Origin of the sequence: Leptospira sp. GIMC2001, from assembly GCF_028462125.1 — a bacterium.
Taxonomy (GTDB): Bacteria; Spirochaetota; Leptospiria; order Leptospirales; family Leptospiraceae.
Genome location: NZ_CP115468.1, coordinates 1945669 through 1963695 on the forward strand (window position 1 = coordinate 1945669; position 18027 = coordinate 1963695).

An 18027-nucleotide genomic window follows, 5' to 3' on the forward strand; every position below is an offset into this window, starting at 1 on the left:
ACTTATAAGATAAATGGTTTTTACAATTATGAATTTTCCCTGAATTTCATAACTTTTTTTGAATTTTTCTATTCGCATAAGTTTTTCAATAAATTAAAGAATGTTAGTATAGTTTGTTTGGTTGAGTTTTAAGATAATGGCTTATATACCTTATGGCAGGCAAGATATTTCTGACGAAGATATTCAAGCAGTTGTTGAAGTTCTAAAATCGGATTTTTTAACTCAGGGTCCGGTCGTTCCTAAATTTGAATCATTGGTGGCTGAAATTTGTGGAGCCAAATATGCAACTGCAGTAAATTCTGCAACTTCAGCTCTTCATATTGCCTGTTTGGCTTTAGGAATTGGTAAGGACGATTTAGTCTGGACAAGCCCGAATAGTTTTGTAGCAAGCGCAAACTGTGCAGTATACTGTGGTGCTAAGATAGATTTTGTCGATATTGATCCAAGGACTTATAATCTCAGTGCAGAAAAATTAGAAGAAAAATTAATTAATGCTAAAAAGATTGGAAAGTTACCAAAGTTAGTCATACCAGTTCATTTTTCCGGACAACCATGTGATATGGAAAAAATATTTTCTTTATCGCAAGAATATGGTTTTAAAATAATCGAAGATGCCTCACATGCTATAGGTGCAAAATATAAGAATGAACCAGTTGGAAATTGTAAGTATTCTGATATAACTGTATTTAGCTTTCATCCTGTAAAGATCATTACTACGGGAGAAGGTGGAATGACTCTCACTAATGATAAAGAACTTCAAATTAAGTTATATAGGTTGCGCAGTCATGGAATAGTCAGAGATTCCCGTGAAATGACTCATCCCCCAGACGGCCCTTGGTATTACCAGCAGATTGAATTAGGTTATAACTATAGACTTACAGACATTCAAGCCGCACTGGGACTCAGTCAATTGAACCGACTTGATCAATTTATTAAAAGAAGACATGAAATAGCAAATATATATAGAAATCTTTTGATTGATAAATCCATTGTTTTACCGTATCAGAATCCTGAAAATTATTCCTCTTTCCATTTATTTGTTATTCGAATCAAAACCAAAGAATTCAAGATTAGCCATAAACAAGCTTTTGAGCAACTGAGAAATTCAGGAATATTAGTAAATTTACATTACATTCCAATCTATCGGCAGCCCTTTTATTCTAAATTTGGATTTAAATTGTCAGATTTCCCTGAAACGGAAGCTTACTATTCAGAAGCAATTAGTTTACCCATGTATCCAGGATTAACGGAAACTGAAGTAAAAGAAGTAGTTCACCGATTAACCAATCCGATTGGCTACCAAACTTTATTTTAAAATTCAATATGTTTTTGGAAAAGGTTATCATTGGCACTGTACAATTTGGTTTAAATTATGGAATTGCGAACACTCTAGGAAAAATAAATTATACACGTGGAAGTGAAATAATTCGATTAGCTGAAAAACATAACATTTCAACTTTGGATACTGCTATTGCATATGGTGATAGCGAAATCTTATTAGGTCAGATTGGAATTGATAACTGGAAAGTTATTTCCAAACTTCCACCATTGGAAACAAATCTTGAATCGAAAGTTCTTGAAGGGAAAATATATTCGTTAATTCAAAGTTCTCTACGAAACCTTAACATTAAAAAATTATATGGAATTCTTTTGCATAGTCCAGAGGATTTATTGTCGAAGAATGGTTCGCAAATATACAAAACATTAATTGATCTAAAAAATAATAAGCTAGTTGAAAAAATCGGAATTTCAATATATGATCCAAATTGTTTAGATTTATATTTGGAACATTTCGACCTTGATATAGTACAAGCTCCCTTTAACATTCTTGATCGGAGAATCAAGGAACAAGGTTACTTGGACAAATTAAAGAATAAGAATATAGAATTCCATTGTAGATCAATATTCTTGCAAGGTTTATTGCTTATGAACCGATCTGAATTACTGGCTAAATTCAATAAGTGGGAATATGTCTGGGATAAGATGGAGAATTTTGCTTCAAATAATGGGATCAGTAATTTAGATATTTGTACAGCATTCATAAAACAAAACACTGACGTGGATAGAGTAATTATCGGTGTTGATTCTAAAATACATTTAGATGAAATTATTGCCTCCTGCAATAAAGATATCAATACAGTTCCAGAAATTGAAATAGAGAATGATCGTCTGGAACTTTTAAATCCTTCAAACTGGAACAATTTGTGAAAACTTTAGCAATAGTACAAGCCAGAATGGGCTCCACTCGATTTCCGAAGAAAGTGATGAAACTAATTAACGGAAAGCCGATGATAGAACTGCTTTTAGCAAGACTATCTTTATCAAAGAAAATTGATAAAATAATTTTAGGAACTTCGCAAGACACATTAAACAAACCTTTGATAGAACATGTCCAGAAAATCGGATATTCTTATTATCAGGGGAGTGAGTTGAATGTTCTTGAAAGATTCTATGAAGCTGCAAAAATATATAATCCAGAAATTGTAATACGTATAACAGGTGATTGTCCATTAATCGATTACAAGGTTGTGGACGAGGTTCTTGATATGTATGAAAAATCTGATTTTGATTATGTATGTAATGCTCTTCCTCCAACCTTTCCTGATGGACTTGATGTTGAAGTATTTAGCTTTAATTCTCTAAAGGAAGCATACAATAATGCAGTTACAGATTATGAGAAAGAACATGTAACAGTGTATATACAGGAATCAGAAAAATATCGTCGCGGAAACTTATTCCATTCTAAGGATTATTCTGCTGAACGATGGACGGTTGATGAGCCTGAAGATTTTACTGTTATCGAAAATATATTCAATTATTTTCATCCACGTATTGATTTTAGTTGGCTAGAAGTTATTGATTTATTGGAAAATCAACCCAAACTATTCCATGCTAATCGACATTTAACAAGAAATGAAGGTGTGATAATGGGTACAGGTCAAAAACTTTGGAAGAGAGCCAAGAAGATAATTCCTGGTGGGAACATGCTTTTATCTAAACGATCAGAGATGTTTTTGCCTGATCAATGGCCTAGTTATTTTAGCAAATCAAAAGGTTGTAAAGTTTGGGATTTGGACGGGAAAGAATTTATTGATATGTCCATAATGGGAGTAGGTACGAATACTTTAGGATATGGACATCCCGAGGTTGATGAAGCTGTTAAGCGAACTATTGAATCTGGAAATATGTCAACTCTAAATTGTCCTGAGGAAGTATATTTAGCGGAGAAGCTGATTGAGTTGCACCCTTGGGCAGATATGGTGCGTTTTGCGAGGTCTGGCGGAGAAGCGAACGCGATAGCAATTCGAATTGCTCGGGCAGCAAGTGGAAAGGATAAAGTTGCATTTTGTGGATACCATGGTTGGCATGATTGGTATTTAGCCGCAAATCTTGGTGATGAGAAAAATTTAGCAGGTCATTTAATTCCAGGTTTAGAACCAAACGGAGTTCCACGAAATTTAAAGAATACCGTATTTCCTTTTAAATACAATGATTTTATTGAATTAGAAAACCTTGTTAACAATGAGGACATAGGTGTAATTAAAATGGAAGTGTCTAGGAATCAAGGTCCCCAAGATGGCTACTTGCAGAAGATAAGAAAACTAGCTACAGATAAAGGTATAGTTTTAATTTTTGATGAGTGCACTTCTGGATTTCGCCAAACACTAGGAGGATTGCATAAGTTTTATGGTGTTGAACCAGATATGGCGATGTTTGGCAAAGCACTCGGGAACGGCTATGCGATTACTTCAACTATTGGAAGACGGGAAATCATGCAAGCTGCTCAATCGACTTTTATAAGTAGCACTTTCTGGACAGAGAGGATTGGCCCGACCGCTGGTTTAAAAACTTTAGAAGTTATGGAAAAAATTAAATCATACGATACAATCACTGAAGTTGGAAAAAATATTACCCAAGGTTGGATAGATTTAGCAAAGAAGTATGAATTAAAAATTGAAACATCTGGACTACCTGCATTAACTTCATTCGGTTTTAATAGTTCAGAAAATTTGGCTTATACATCATTCATCACGCAAGAAATGCTATCTAAAGGTTTTTTAGCATCAACGAGTGTTTACGTATGCATTGCACATACAAAAGAAATTGTTGATCATTATTTTGCTGAACTCGAGCCCATTTTTTCAATTATTAAAGAATGTGAAGAAGGATCCAGGAACATATATGATCTTCTAAAAGGTCCTGTCTGTCATGAAAGATTTAAAAGACTGAATTAGAAATTTGATTTTAATTTTTACTGAATCTTTATCAACAACTGGATTAGGTCATTTAGGGCGATGTACTGCATTGGCCGAAATTTTGATCGAGTCAGGCAATAAAGTTGAGATCATACTCCATTCGGATGGCACGGACCTTGGTGGTGAAACAAAGATACCAATTGAGGTAATAAATTGGAAGAATGAAAATGATTTAAACGAAATTTGTAATCGTAAAAAACCAAAATTGATTATTGTTGATTCTTATTTAGCTGATACTAAGAATTATGCAGAAATCTCCAGTAAAGTATCTAAGCTCATCTGTGTTGATGATATGCAAAGAATTGAATATCCAAAAGATGCTATTATTCTTAATCCAGGTTTCGGTGGAAGGTTTATTGATTACGACAATAGCCGGCATAAAATTTTTACGGGACCAGGATACGCATTACTACGTAAACCTTTTAGAGAGTCAATCGAATACCAACCGATTAGAACAAATATTGAAAGAGTTTTAATTACAGTTGGAGGAGACGATAAGAAAAATATTGTTCCCCAAATATTGTCCATTGTAAATACAGAATTTTACAACTGGAGAAAGGAAGTAATCGTAGGACCTTCGTTTAAAAACTTGGAAAAGATAAAACAAAATTCTGACTCAAATACTTTTTTACATCAAGGCCTATCGGCTTTAGAAATTCGGGATCTGATGCTAGATGTCGATATAGCCATAACTGCTGGAGGTCAAACTACTTACGAGTTAGCAAAATGTGGCATTCCTATGATAGTGATGGAAATCGTTGAAAATCAAAGAAAAAATATTCAGGGTTTTATGAGTGAGAATTTAGCTTTTTTAATCAATCTTGATAACATGAAACAGTTTCCTTTTTTATTAAAGGAAAATTTGAACTTTTTAAGTCTTCGTGAAAATCGTTTCGATTATAGAAATCGATTAGTTAATTTTTTTAGTCAATTCAACAGTGTTAGCTTGTATGATTCGATTATTTAGGACTATTATTTATGGATAATAAAAAATATCAGAAGGTAGAATCGGGATATATTTCGGCATCACCATTACCGAATAAAGAAGAGCTAGAAAAATTTTACAGGGATCTATATTACCAATCACCACAATCAGCTACTTATCAAATCGATTATCCAAAGATAGAAATAGAGCATAAAAGATTGAAAAATGAAGTCCTAATGTATGCTCTAAAAAATTCAGGAATTGAGTCAGGAAAATTTTTAGACATCGGTGCAGGCGAAGGTTTTTTACTTCAGACAGCCTATGATTATAAATTCTCAGTTACTGGAATTGATTTTTCCAGTTTTGGTGTTAATAAATTCCACCCAGAATTATCTAAATTTTTAAGAGTAGGAGATGTTTACGAAAATATAGAAGATTTAATTAAAAGTAAAGAGAAGTTTAATATTATTTCATCAATAAATGTTTTAGAGCATGTAATTGATCCAGAATTATTTTTAAGTAAGGTGGATCAGTTATTAGAGAATGATGGATTGGTGTCCATAACGGTTCCGAATGATTTTTCAGATTTGCAGAATTTAGCAGTTAAAGAGGGACTGATTGATAGAGAATTTTGGTTTTCTCCTCCTGCCCATTTGCACTACTTCAACACAAAAACGTTACCTGATTTTTGTATACAGCAAGGTTATGAAGTTGTTGACTCCTATTCAGATTTTCCTATCGACATTTTTTTATTTCATTCAGGCTCAAATTATGTTATGGATTCAAAAAATGGACCTTCAGCTCATAAAGCTCGCATGCTTCTCGATTTATTAGTTTCAAATAGTGGATTAGATAGGTATTTAAAATTTTATCGATCTATGTTCGAAGTAGGTCTTGGTCGAGATATAACAGTGATTCTGAAAAAAAGTAAATGAAAGTTCTAGTTACAGGAGCAGATGGCTTTTTAGGTAAAGCTGTAGTCGAAAAGCTAAATTTCAATGAGCTGGATATTATATCTGTAACTAGACGTGAAAACTCTTCAAGTGGATTCTTTATTAAAGATCTGGGGAATCCAAAAGAATTGATAGAGACTTTAGATAATATAAAACCTCAAATAATCATCAATCTCGCAGCAGTTATAGATTTTTCAGAAAATTCTAATATTTCTTTTCTTCATTCAATAAATATTCTCTGTCCAGCGATCTTAGCAGATTGGGCTAAAAGAAACAATAGTTACTTAATCCAAGCGTCCAGTATAATAATTCACGGAACTAATCATAATTTATATAATCATTTCACTCCAGAATCTCCAGACACTGATTATGGTTTGAGTAAATATTTGGCTGAACAGATGATAGTTTCGAGTGGTTGTGATTATGCGATTCTAAGATTTGGTGGATTATTTGGAAAAAATGGACCAATACATTTAGGTATAAATGTTGCAATCGAAAAAGCAAAGCAAGGGATTGTTCCGAGCTATACTGGAGAAGGTAAGAGCAGAAGAAATTACCTTCATATTAAGGATGCAGCAACCATGATCGACGCTTGTGTAAAAAAAAGATTACTAGGAATATACTTTTGCGGCGGCGAAGTCGTTTCCTTTAAAGCTATGCTTACAAGTATTGCTGAAGAATTTAATGTTGGTTCGCAACCAGGACAGATAGCTGGATTGGATTCTCAAGATCAAATAGTTGAAGTAAGTTCAGAACTGAATTTTTATAAAAGCTTTGCGGATTGCTTAAAAGATTGCTAATGAAACTAGGCGTAATTTCTGACATACACGGAAATCATCTAGCGCTTCAAGCAGTTCTTAATTCAGCAAAGTCCAAAGGTGTTGAGAAACTCTTAGTTGCCGGAGATTTAATCGGTTACTATTTCTGGGCGAAGGAAGTTATAAATCTTTTAAAAGATTGGGATTGTTTGATTGTAAGAGGAAATCATGAAGAGATGCTTGCAAAGGCAATCCAAAATCCAGAATATTTAATAGAAGTTGATAAAAAATATGGTAAAGGTATACGATACGCAATTGAAACTTTGGCAGATACTGAGATCGATTTTCTAATTTCTTTGCCCCATCCACTAGAGGTTTCTTTCGATGATCTTTCAATTCTTTTATGTCATGGATCACCTTGGGATCTAGATAAATACATCTATCCAGATGCTGATTTAGCTATATTTGATCAATTTGATCTTAACAAGTTTGATATAGTGATTGTAGGTCATACCCATTATCCAATGGTTAAAAATATTAAAAACTCTATTCTATTGAATCCAGGATCTGTTGGTCAATCAAGAAATAGAATCCCTGGAGCTCATTGGGCGATTCTTGAAACGGAAAATAATGCGATAGAGCACTTTGTTGAAAAGTATGATGATTCATATATTATTACTAAAGCAGAAGAAATAGAACCTAACTTGCCTTATCTTACTCAGGTTTTACAGAGACAATGAAGACGATATTGATTACTGGAATAGGGAGTGATATAGCGCAATCTATTGCAATTATAATAAGAGAAAGATTTCCAGAATGGAGAATTATCGGCTGCGATGTTAATATTCGTCACGGTGGGAACCTATTTTCTGATAAATTTATTGTTTCGCTTCAGGCATCAACTGATCAATATTTACCATGGCTTGAAGATTTAGTAAAAGAAGAGGGCGTTAGCTTCTGTATTCCAGTTTCAGAGGCTGAATTAGAATTTTTCTTTGTGAACCAAATTTTTGAAATTGGTAAGGCAAAGATTCTCATGGCAAACCCACAATCGTTAAAGATAGGTCTAGATAAGCTTCAAACAAATCAGTATTTAAAATCCATTGGGGTAGATGTCCCCTGGACATTACTTTCCGAAAACTTAAATTCAATACCAAGTTTCCCATGCATATTTAAGCATAGAAAAGGAGCAGGATCGAAAGTTTTATTTGAATGTAAGAATAGAGAAGAAGCTATTTTTTATTCCAGTAAATATTCAAATGGAATCTTTCAGGAATTACTCCTTCCTTCAAACCAAGAAGTTACTTGTGCAGTTTATAGAAACAAAAAAGGGAAGATAAATATTCTTCAATTGCTTCGGGAATTAGATGGAGGATTTACAGGCTGGGCAGAGGTTATCCAGGATCAAGAAGTTTCGAAGCAATGCGAATTATTGGCTGAGGCTCTTGATCTTAATGGTTCAATCAATGTGCAATTACGAATCACGGCACTTGGTCCGAGAATATTCGAAATCAATCCTAGATTTTCGTCCACTGTTTTGATGAGGCATATGATGGGCTTTGAGGATGTTATTTGGTCGATTGAGGAATTGTTAGAAATTAATTCTAATTTTCATTCTCCAAAAATTGGTACAGTAGCCGTTAGAGTTCAAGGAGTGAATATCATAAATTAATGGAAAACTTAAATGGTTTATAAAAATATAAAAATTGGAAAAGAATATCCCTGCTTCATCGCAGCTGAAGTCGGAATCAATCATAATGGAGACATTAATTTAGCAAAGGAAATGATCAAAGCTGCTAAAGATGCGGGTGCAGATGCAGTTAAATTCCAAAATTATCATACTGAAGATTTTATATTAGATAAAAAATTAACGTATGAATATATTTCAGAAGGAACAAAAATTGTAGAAAGCCAGTTTGAAATGTTTAAACGATATGAACTTAGTTTTGAACAAATTCAAGTTCTAAAAGATTACAGTGATGAATTGGGAATAATTTTTTTTAGTACTCCAACCAGTTTAAAAGGTATAGAAGATTTAGAAAAAGTTGGAGTTAGTCTTTTAAAAAACGGTTCGGACTTTCTTGTTAATCTTGAGCTCATTAACCAAATGGCAAAAACTGGCATCCCTGTCATAATTTCAACAGGTATGGCGACACTTGGAGAAATCGATGATGCTGTCAGATCTTTTGAACAAGCTGGTGGAAAAGATTTAATCATTCTTCATTGTGTGTCTGCTTATCCTACTCCGGCGGAAGAAGTTAATCTAAACAAAATATCTGCACTTGCGAAAGCTTTTCAGTATCCTATAGGATTCTCGGATCATACTGATGGTATTGTCGCGGCTGTAGGAGCAGTTGTCTTAGGAGCTTGTTTTATTGAAAAACATTTTACTTTAAATAAGAATTTACCTGGGCCAGATCATCATTTCTCTTCTGATCCAAAAGAATTTAAGGAACTTGTAAATTCTATTCGATTTGTTGAAAAAAGTATGGGTAACTCGAAAATTTCTCCAACTCAAAAAGAGGAATTCAATCGAAATACAGCAAGATTGTCATGCGTAGCAAAACATAGATTAAAGTCAGGGCATATAATTCAGAGAGAAGATATTGCCTTCTCCAGGCCAGCAAATGGTTTGCCGCCTAAGCTATTAGATATACTTATAGGAACCCATGTAAAGGAAGACATGGAATTAGGTGAACCTTTCTTATTCAGTAAGATTGGATAAAATTTTATTTTAACAGTATATGAGCATAGAAAATGAAAAAAAAGTTTGATCCAATTTGGGATCACAAATACAAAAAAGGACATGCTGAAAAGTATCCTTGGGACAGTGTAGTTTCTTTTGTTTTTAGACATCGATCCAATAAGTCTGCTCGAGAAACTAATATCCTTGAAATTGGTTGTGGTACTGGAGCGAACCTATGGTTTGCAGCGAGAGAAGGATTTCAAGTTTCTGGAATTGATGGTAGCAAATATGCTATAGAGTATGCAAAAAAGAGATTTAAAGCGGAGAAATTAAAGGGAGAATTCATTGTTGGAAATTTTCTGTCCCTTCCTTATAATCGAAATTCCTTTGATTTGATTATTGATAGAGCAGCGTTAGCTTGTGTAGGGAAATCCGATATAAAAAAAGCAATAGATGATATTCATAATATTTTAAAACCAGGCGGAAAATTCTTTTTTACTCCTTACTCAAACAAGAATGCGAGCGCCAAGTCTGGAATAAAAAAAGAAGATGATTTGATTGTTGGAATAAGTGACGGAGGCTTGCAAGGCGTTGGACAACTAGTTTTCTTTTCTTTAAATGAAGTAAAAAAAATATTCAGTAAAAAAAAATGGGAAATTGTTTCTCTTGAATCTGTAACAAAGCAAAATCATATTTCCAAAAATAAAACTGAAGAATTTCACGTAGTGGTTATGAAATTATTTCCTGATTCAAATTCGAGTGACAGTAGAAAAGGTATAAAGTTTGAATAAAAAATTCAATTCAGTAGTAGTTGGAGGTGGAATCGCAGGAATCATTTCAGCATTACTTGAATCTAATAAAGGCAAAACAGTTCTTTTAATCGAATCCAGCAGTCAATTGGGAGGCTTACTAAACAGTTCTTATAATGGTAAAAATTATTTCGATTATGGAACTCATATTTTCAGCCAGAGTCGAAATGATGAATTAAATAAAATTCTTTTTGATGAATTCAGTGCAGATAATTGTATAATCACGAATAAAATATCCGTTGGAAATTATTTCAATGGAATAATGAATAATAAAAATTGTTTTGTAGATGCTAATAGTCTCGAGGATTCAACTTACTATAAAGGTTGTTACGATTTCATCACGGCAAATCGAGATATTTATGATACTAATTTAGAGAGTTTTTCCATGTCTCAAATGGGGGAGACTTTTTATGAATATATATTCAAACCTACTTATCAAAAATATTTCAGAGAAGATCCCAAAAATCTAGATATTTCTTGTTTTGCTTTTTTTGATATGTCTCGAGTTATTGCATTTGATCCAAACACTACAATTGACTTACTTAGTCGAAACGAGAAATTAAAGCTAGCGCATCATGAACGTCAGGTAGGAGTTAATAAATATTATCCAATAATTGGAGGAATAGGATCTATTATAAAAAAACTTGAAGATAAATTAATTAAAAATGGAGTATCGATTAATTTAAATTTTCCTATAGAAGAAATATCATACTCAAACAATAAATTTCAAAATTTAAAAAGTAAAACTGAAACAATTGAATTCGATAGTATTATTTGGACAATTCCCCAATTCCTACTCTGTAAATATGGTAATCTTTCATATAAACTCATAGCTCCAAATTTCGTATCGACAAGACTTTTACATTTTACTTTTAATAAAAAAATCTTAACAGAATCGACATATATAAATGTATTCGATCAAAATTTATTAAGTGGCAGAATTACTTTATATCAAAATTTAACTCAGACTGATAATTTTAGCTGCACAGTGGAAGTTCTGGGATATGAAAATGTTTCTGATTTAGAACTTCCTGAATTAATTATAAAAGAGCTGTTGAAGATGAACTTGATTAATTCAAGTCACGATCTAGTATACAATGAATTGCATTCAATTAAGCAAGGCTTTCCGGTTTTGTCAATTCCTTTTGTTCAAAATCAGAAAAGCCTTAATTTAGAATTGAAAAATAATTTTTCAAATCTAAAACTATTAGGTAGAGCTTCAGGTAATACATTCTTTCTAGAAGATGTATTAAATGAGGTATATGAAGAATTAGCGCGAAATTAAATAATAAAATCTTATTTCTAAATTTTGAAATTAGATCGGTTATATGTCGTTTCTTTAATTGTAAATGTCTTAGGGATAAAGTTCTTAAATATGAATAAAAATAATGAAAACGTAGAATACTACTCCAAGCTAGTAAATCAATTTGGAAATGATGTAAAGTCATTGAACTGGGGAAGCAATGCTTCCCAAGAACTAAGATTCCAAATTTTATCAGAGATTGGAGATATTAGTAATAAATCTATACTTGATATTGGTTGCGGATTAGGAGATCTATACAAATTCCTGAACAAGAAAGAAAAGGTTGTAAAGTATTCTGGCATAGATATCACACCTTCAATGATAGAGATGGCAAGGAAGAATTATTCAACAGTTGATTTTTCTGTAAAAGATTATATGAAGGATGAAATTGGAATAAGCGATTATATTTTTATAAGTGGTATATTCACCTATCAATCGAAAGAATTCTTTGAGAAATCAATTCTTTCCTTATTTCAAAAGGTTCGCTTAGGGATATCATTTAATTTGCTGAGTAGTTGGGCTGACACGCTTGCCGAGAATGAATTTTATGCTGATCCTATCGAGACAGTAAAATTCTGTAAATCTATAACAAGGAAATTCGCATTTAGGCATGATTATCACCCGGCAGATTTTACCATTTATTTGTATAAATAAAAATGATTGTATCTATCAATCAACCGGCTTATTTACCTTGGCTAGGATATTTTCATAGAATTGCAATATCCGATATTCATATCGTGTTGGATCATGTGCAGTTTGAGAAAAATAGCTTTACGAATAGAAATAAAATTCGAACAAGAGAAGGTACAGCCTGGTTAACCGTTCCTGTTTTGACCAGTGGGAAATTTAAATCTAACCCGATCAATTTATTAGAAATTGATAATAAACAAAAATGGGCTAAGAAACATTTGGAAGCATTTAAATTGAACTATCGAAAAGCTAGATATTTTGATGAGATCTTTTCGTTTCTCATGGAAGTTTATTCACAGGAATGGAAGTATTTACATGAAATCGCAGATAAACTGAACTTATTTATACTAAATTATCTAAATATCAAAACAAAAATTCTTTATAGCTCCAAAATGAATATCCATTCGGTTAAATCAGATCTCGTTTATGAATTATGCAAAGAAACTGGATCGTCTATATATATATCAGGCAGTCTAGGTAGAAATTATTTAGAAGAAGATAAATTTTCTCAAAATAATATAAAAGTTATATATCATGATTATAATCACCCAACTTATGAGCAAATCTATCCAGGTTTTGAACCATATATGAATATTTTTGATTTACTATTCAATCATGGTAAAGGTAGCATGAAAATTCTTAATTCAGGATTTCAACTACCTCAATGATTCAATTAGATAATAAGAAAATTCTTGTTGTTGTCGCTCATCCAGATGACGAATTGTTGGGGTTAGGTGCAACAATTCATAAATTAGTCAAATACAATCATTGTGTAGCGAGGGCTGTAATTTTAGGTGAAGGTATTACTTCTCGATCGGATCAGAGAGATCGAGCAGTTTGGAAAGATGAGTTAGAGATTCATCGAAAGAATATTTACTCTGCACAACAATGTATAGGCTATGAAAGTGTCGGAATCTATGATTTTCCAGATAATCGATTTGATTCAGTCCCTTTATTAGATATTGTAAAAATTATAGAGAAGGAAAATCGCGAATTTATTCCTGACGTTATTTTTACCCACCATAATGGAGATTTAAATATTGATCATAGGATCACATCTGATGCTGTAGTAACAGCAACAAGACCATTGCAAGACGAGTCTGTTAAAACAATCCTTTCCTTTGAGACACCCTCGGCAACTGAGTGGCAAGCTTCAAATTACCCAACACTATTTAATCCGAATGTGTATTTTACTTTTGAAAAGGATTCGTTGGAAGCAAAAATTGACGGACTCAATTCATACAAAATGGAAGTCAGAGATTATCCTCATCCTAGGTCTCCGGAAGGTTTAGAAATTTTAGCTAAATATAGAGGTATGATTGTTGGAGCTATGTATGCGGAAGCATTTTATCTTCTAAGGACAATCGTTGAAAAATAAAATCGTTATCCATTCTGATCGGTTTATTATTCGGATTCTCGAAGAAAATGATGTAACAGAGAAATATCTCGATTGGTTAAGCGATTCCGAGGCAAAAAAATATATAGTTGCAGCAAAAAAAAAGAATGATCTGGTTAGTCTGCGTTCCTATGTAAGGAAGAATTTTGAGTCAAACTCTACATATTTTTTTGGAATTTTTGATAAAAATAATAAATTTCACATAGGAAATATAAAATATGATGAAATTGATTTGCGATTAGGTTATGCTAAGATGGGTATTCTGATCGGAGACCCGGAATACAGAGGAAAGGGAGTAGCGGTAGAAGTGTTACTCAAGACCATGGAATGGATTCTAGAACAGGGCATTCGAACTGTTTTTCTAGGTGTGGATGAAAACAATAAAAATGCAATTGGTGCTTATGAGAAGGCAGGATTTGTTTTCTTTCGGGATGAATATCCTGATTACTTGAGTCGCAGTGCAAAATATATGTACCGTAAACTTTAATAAATTTACTGAATTTTAAATATATTTTTTTTAATGATTAAGAATATTGATAAGTATAGTTTTAAGATAATTTTTCTTTTAAAATATGGTAAATTTTTAAAGAGAGTAGCTAAGAATTTTCATTCCAGATATTCCGATCAATTCATTAAAAGGATTCAGCAAATAGTCATCGAAAATTCATATTATTTCAGCTTAGATCACGCAAGTAAATTGAGAATGTCTGAGAGTGTTCAATTTTTATCAATTGATGAATATTTTGATACTGGATCAACATATATAAATTTTTCAAATGGTAGAATCAAAGTCAAGTTTTTGGCTAAAACCAAAAAGATAATTGAATCGATTGGGTTCTTAATCCTTGCTTTCTATTCAGTATTTCGAGGAAGTATTTTCGGAATAAAGACAAAAAAGAACCGTTTTAATATTGTTATATCAGATTTAGCACTTGATAGTTTTTTTAATCATGAAGAGATCAGTGTTTTATTTAAAGTCATCGAGGGAGACTATTATCCTATTTTGAATTCGTCAGAGAATCTGATTATAAAATCTAAGAAAATGGATAAATTAACGAATGGAAAAATTTATTTTTCTAGCCAGCCTTTATTAGCATTGATGGAGTTAATTAGATGGGATTTTAAAGATTTGTTTACAATATTTTTGTCATTCCTAAGATTTTTTATTTTTGTTCTTATACCTTCCATTTTTACAGACATTAAAATTCTACTTTTAAAAGACTTAATGTTGATTGAGGTTGTTTCGCATTTAGATCGATTTAATATTATTGAAAATTTCATTATAACGAATTCAGACTGCTATTCTCATAATTTATATCTTTCTAATTCCGAAAAAAATAACCATAAATTAGTCATGTTATGGTACTCGATAAATAATTGTGATCTTAAGTTTAAAAGAAGTATAGGACACTCCAAAAAATCCTTTGCTCCTTGGTTAAAGACAATGAATGTAGATGAGCATTTTGTTTGGAATTTAGAACAGAAAATTTGGTTACAAGATATAGGGGAAACTTCAAAAATTTCATTAACTGGACCTATCATGTTCAATAATCCCTTTAGAACTATTGAGAATAAAATATTTAATCCTAATAAATTCAATATAGTTTTATTTGATGTTCCACCAAAAATTGAGATCAAAGAAAAACAAGCTTACGGTAAATCTGCAATTTTTTATAATTTAGAAATTTCTAAACGTTTTATATTAGATTTTATTGAGTATTCCCGGGGAAGGGATATACAAATATATTTGAAAACTAAAAGAAAAGATGAAAAGAATACAAAAGCAGAGTATTTACAATTGCTTGCTGATCTAGAAGTTAGTAATGAATTGATTATTCTTGATCCCACCATATCTATAGATTCCTTGCTCGATTCAAAAGTTGATTTAGTAGCATCAATTCCTTATACATCCGTTGCATATCTTGCTTTTCAAAAAAATATAAAATCAATTTTTTATGATCCAGGGGAAATGTTAGATTGCAATCATTCTTACTACAAAGGTCAGATTTTTATTTCTGGAAAAAATGATTTGGAGAATTACCTTTTAGAAGTAGCATGACGAATTTTTATTTTTGGAGATTATGATTTTGTTATAATTGGTTGAGTTATGTAAATGAGTCAGATAGATATTGAGCTCGAGAATGAAAGAAATTAAGAAATAAGGAAATGAATTTAAATGAACCCAAAAGTCATTGAGGTGGGATACGGGAAAGTATCCAAGGTCAAAATCGGAGCAAAACTTCCACTGGTTTTTATTGGTGGACCTTGTGCAATCGAGTCAAAAGAACATACGTTTATGATGGCAAAAACAGTAAAGGAAATCTGTGATAAAGTAGGAGTTCCTTGGATATTTAAAGCTTGCTATGATAAAGACTGCAGGTCGGCTCCAGATAGCTTTCATGGATTGGGAGTGGAAGGTGGATTAAAAATCCTTGCTGAGGTTAGAGATGAATTCGGAATTCCCGTGACCTCTGATTTTTCAGATCCTTCTTGGGGAGCAGCGACCGGTGAGGTATGTGACCTAGTTCAAGTACCTGCATATTTATGTCGTCAGACATCCATACTTCGGTCTGCGGCTGAAACAGGTCGACCTGTTCATCTTAAAAAAGGGCAATTCATGAGTCCTTGGAATATGAAGAACTCTGTTCGTAAGTTAGAAGCTCATGGTTGCAAAGCAGTGGTTCTCACAGATCGTGGAACATTTTTTGGTTATAATATGCTCGTGAATGATTTCAAGTGTTTCCCAATTATGGCAGAGACAGGATATCCAGTTTGCTTTGATGCGACTCATTCAATACAATTGCCAACATCTATGGGTAATATTTCAGGTGGTCAAAGAGAATACATCCCGCATTTGGTTCGAGGAGCATGTGCAGTGGGTATCAATGCTCTATTTATGGAAGTTCACAATGATCCACCAAATGCTATGAGTGATGCTAATACTGTAATGGATATCAAACATTTAGAAAATGTCCTTTCTCAAGCCAAATTTATGCATGAAAAACGATTAGAACTTTTGGAAAAATTTGGAGAAGACAATGTCCACAGAGATTAATAGAAATAAACCCGTTCGAGATGTAATGATTCCTTTGGATCGTTTTCCAGTCCTCAAAGAAAACACAATATTCAAAGAAGCACTAGAAGCTATGAGTAAATTCAATTTAGGAATAGCTTGTATCACAAATAGTGAAGGTCAACTGATTGGTCTAGTTACCGATGGAGATGTTCGTAGAAAACTATTAAAAATCCAGAAGCCATTTTCTGCACTTTTTGTGGACGATGCCCTCGATCATTGCATAAAATCTCCAGTTACAATTTCTCAAAATTCTAACCTTATGAGCGCTGTGGAGCTCATGGAAAAGAAACATGTTTGGGATTTACCTGTAGTAGATGAGACTGGAAAGCTTCTTGGTCTTTTACATTTACATCCTGCTGTCAAAGCTCTACTAACATAATCGATACTTATGGAAAATTTATTTGCGCGAAGAAAAAAATTAAAATCCAAACTTGTAAATAGAGAGAGATTATTTGCTGGATGGGTATCTTATTCTCATCCATCCATCACGGAAACTTTTGCAGGTGCAGGATTCGATTTTATAGCTATTGATATGGAGCATGGAACCGTATCATTAGAGCAAGCACAACGAATCATTGCCGCAGCTCAAGCTGAGGGAAGTTTGTGTCTACCTAGACCAGTATCGCATTCTAATGATTGGACCAAACCTCTTTTAGATTCTGGGGCTGATGGGATGTTATACCCGATGGTTCAGACCAAACAGGACGTTCAAGCTTTGATAGAAATCAATAAATATCCTTCTGTTGGCAAGAGGAGTTTTGGTGTCAATCGAGCACAGAATTATGGATTTGATTTTGATGAGTATGTAAAGACCTGGAATGAGAGTTCTTCACTTATATTACAAATCGAATCAATCCAAGCGGTTGAAAACATAAATGAACTTCTATCATATCAAGAAGTTGATGGTGTTATGGTTGGACCGTATGACATGTCTGGTTCACTAGGAGTACCTGGACAAACAACTCATCCTCTGGTCTTAGAAGCCTCTAAAAAAGTGATTCTTGCTTGTGAAAAATATGGAAAGAGTTGCGGATCTCAAATAGCCGATGTAACCGAAGATGCAATGACAAAACATTTTGATCAAGGTTACACCTATTGTATATTAGGCTCGGATCTATTCGTTTTATGGAAATGGGCTGAGAATATGAAGAAAATGATTCAGACTTTTAAATAGG

The 18027-nt window shown here is 32.9% G+C and carries 19 protein-coding genes; all 19 read left to right on the top strand.

All coding sequences use genetic code 11. The features are described from left to right. Positions 1-136 precede the first annotated feature (136 nt). The 19 genes from pseC (at position 137) to O4O04_RS10635 (ending at position 18026) form a co-directional block, all read left to right on the top strand. Positions 137-1315 carry a UDP-4-amino-4,6-dideoxy-N-acetyl-beta-L-altrosamine transaminase gene (pseC, locus tag O4O04_RS10545; RefSeq protein WP_272535914.1) on the top strand — a complete coding sequence of 393 codons (1179 nt, stop codon included), beginning with the start codon at positions 137-139 and terminating at the stop codon, positions 1313-1315. An 8-nt stretch (positions 1316-1323) separates the two neighbouring features. Further along, on the top strand, positions 1324-2208 hold the full coding sequence (locus tag O4O04_RS10550) for an aldo/keto reductase (RefSeq protein ID WP_272535916.1): 885 nt from the start codon (positions 1324-1326) through the stop codon (positions 2206-2208). Next, positions 2205-4235, top strand: a complete 2031-nt coding sequence (locus O4O04_RS10555; protein WP_272535917.1) for an aminotransferase class III-fold pyridoxal phosphate-dependent enzyme — start codon at positions 2205-2207, stop codon at positions 4233-4235. Before O4O04_RS10550 ends, O4O04_RS10555 begins: the two co-directional genes overlap by 4 nt. Before the next feature lie 4 nt (positions 4236-4239). Next, complete coding sequence (locus O4O04_RS10560; RefSeq protein ID WP_272535919.1) at positions 4240-5223, top strand: PseG/SpsG family protein; 984 nt, start codon at positions 4240-4242, stop codon at positions 5221-5223. An 11-nt stretch (positions 5224-5234) separates the two neighbouring features. Next, positions 5235-6116, top strand: coding sequence for a class I SAM-dependent methyltransferase (locus O4O04_RS10565; RefSeq protein WP_272535921.1), 882 nt, complete (start codon positions 5235-5237; stop codon positions 6114-6116). Next, on the top strand, positions 6113-6934 hold the full coding sequence (locus O4O04_RS10570; RefSeq protein WP_272535923.1) for an NAD-dependent epimerase/dehydratase family protein: 822 nt from the start codon (positions 6113-6115) through the stop codon (positions 6932-6934). The genes O4O04_RS10565 and O4O04_RS10570 overlap by 4 nt, the downstream gene beginning before the upstream one ends. Next, the gene (locus tag O4O04_RS10575; protein ID WP_272535925.1) at positions 6934-7632 is read left to right on the top strand and encodes a metallophosphoesterase family protein; all 699 of its coding nucleotides are present in this window, start codon (positions 6934-6936) and stop codon (positions 7630-7632) included. Before O4O04_RS10570 ends, O4O04_RS10575 begins: the two co-directional genes overlap by 1 nt. Further along, a complete protein-coding gene (locus O4O04_RS10580; protein ID WP_272535927.1) occupies positions 7629-8564 on the top strand; it encodes an ATP-grasp domain-containing protein in 936 nt (311 codons plus the stop codon). The genes O4O04_RS10575 and O4O04_RS10580 overlap by 4 nt, the downstream gene beginning before the upstream one ends. Before the next feature lie 12 nt (positions 8565-8576). Further along, positions 8577-9617 (top strand): N-acetylneuraminate synthase family protein, encoded by a 1041-nt coding sequence (locus tag O4O04_RS10585; RefSeq protein ID WP_272535928.1) that lies wholly within the window; start codon positions 8577-8579, stop codon positions 9615-9617. Between the two features lie 32 nt (positions 9618-9649). After that, positions 9650-10369, top strand: coding sequence for a class I SAM-dependent methyltransferase (locus tag O4O04_RS10590; RefSeq protein ID WP_272535929.1), 720 nt, complete (start codon positions 9650-9652; stop codon positions 10367-10369). Beyond that, complete coding sequence (locus O4O04_RS10595) at positions 10362-11672, top strand: NAD(P)/FAD-dependent oxidoreductase (RefSeq protein WP_272535930.1); 1311 nt, start codon at positions 10362-10364, stop codon at positions 11670-11672. The genes O4O04_RS10590 and O4O04_RS10595 overlap by 8 nt, the downstream gene beginning before the upstream one ends. 90 nt (positions 11673-11762) lie before the next feature. Further along, positions 11763-12344: a class I SAM-dependent methyltransferase gene (locus tag O4O04_RS10600; protein ID WP_272535932.1), complete on the top strand. Its 582-nt coding sequence runs from the start codon at positions 11763-11765 to the stop codon at positions 12342-12344. A 2-nt stretch (positions 12345-12346) separates the two neighbouring features. After that, on the top strand, positions 12347-13048 hold the full coding sequence (locus O4O04_RS10605) for a WbqC family protein (protein ID WP_272535934.1): 702 nt from the start codon (positions 12347-12349) through the stop codon (positions 13046-13048). Beyond that, positions 13045-13758, top strand: a complete 714-nt coding sequence (locus O4O04_RS10610; RefSeq protein ID WP_272535935.1) for a PIG-L deacetylase family protein — start codon at positions 13045-13047, stop codon at positions 13756-13758. Before O4O04_RS10605 ends, O4O04_RS10610 begins: the two co-directional genes overlap by 4 nt. Next, positions 13748-14263: a GNAT family N-acetyltransferase gene (locus O4O04_RS10615; protein WP_272535936.1), complete on the top strand. Its 516-nt coding sequence runs from the start codon at positions 13748-13750 to the stop codon at positions 14261-14263. Before O4O04_RS10610 ends, O4O04_RS10615 begins: the two co-directional genes overlap by 11 nt. Before the next feature lie 216 nt (positions 14264-14479). Then, on the top strand, positions 14480-15835 hold the full coding sequence (locus O4O04_RS10620) for a polysaccharide biosynthesis PFTS motif protein (RefSeq protein ID WP_272535938.1): 1356 nt from the start codon (positions 14480-14482) through the stop codon (positions 15833-15835). A gap of 117 nt (positions 15836-15952) precedes the next feature. Beyond that, on the top strand, positions 15953-16831 hold the full coding sequence (gene kdsA, locus O4O04_RS10625) for a 3-deoxy-8-phosphooctulonate synthase (RefSeq protein WP_272535939.1): 879 nt from the start codon (positions 15953-15955) through the stop codon (positions 16829-16831). Further along, complete coding sequence (locus tag O4O04_RS10630) at positions 16815-17231, top strand: CBS domain-containing protein (protein ID WP_272535940.1); 417 nt, start codon at positions 16815-16817, stop codon at positions 17229-17231. The genes kdsA and O4O04_RS10630 overlap by 17 nt, the downstream gene beginning before the upstream one ends. Positions 17232-17240: 9 nt before the next feature. Further along, a complete protein-coding gene (locus tag O4O04_RS10635; RefSeq protein ID WP_272535941.1) occupies positions 17241-18026 on the top strand; it encodes an HpcH/HpaI aldolase family protein in 786 nt (261 codons plus the stop codon). Position 18027 lies beyond the last annotated feature (1 nt).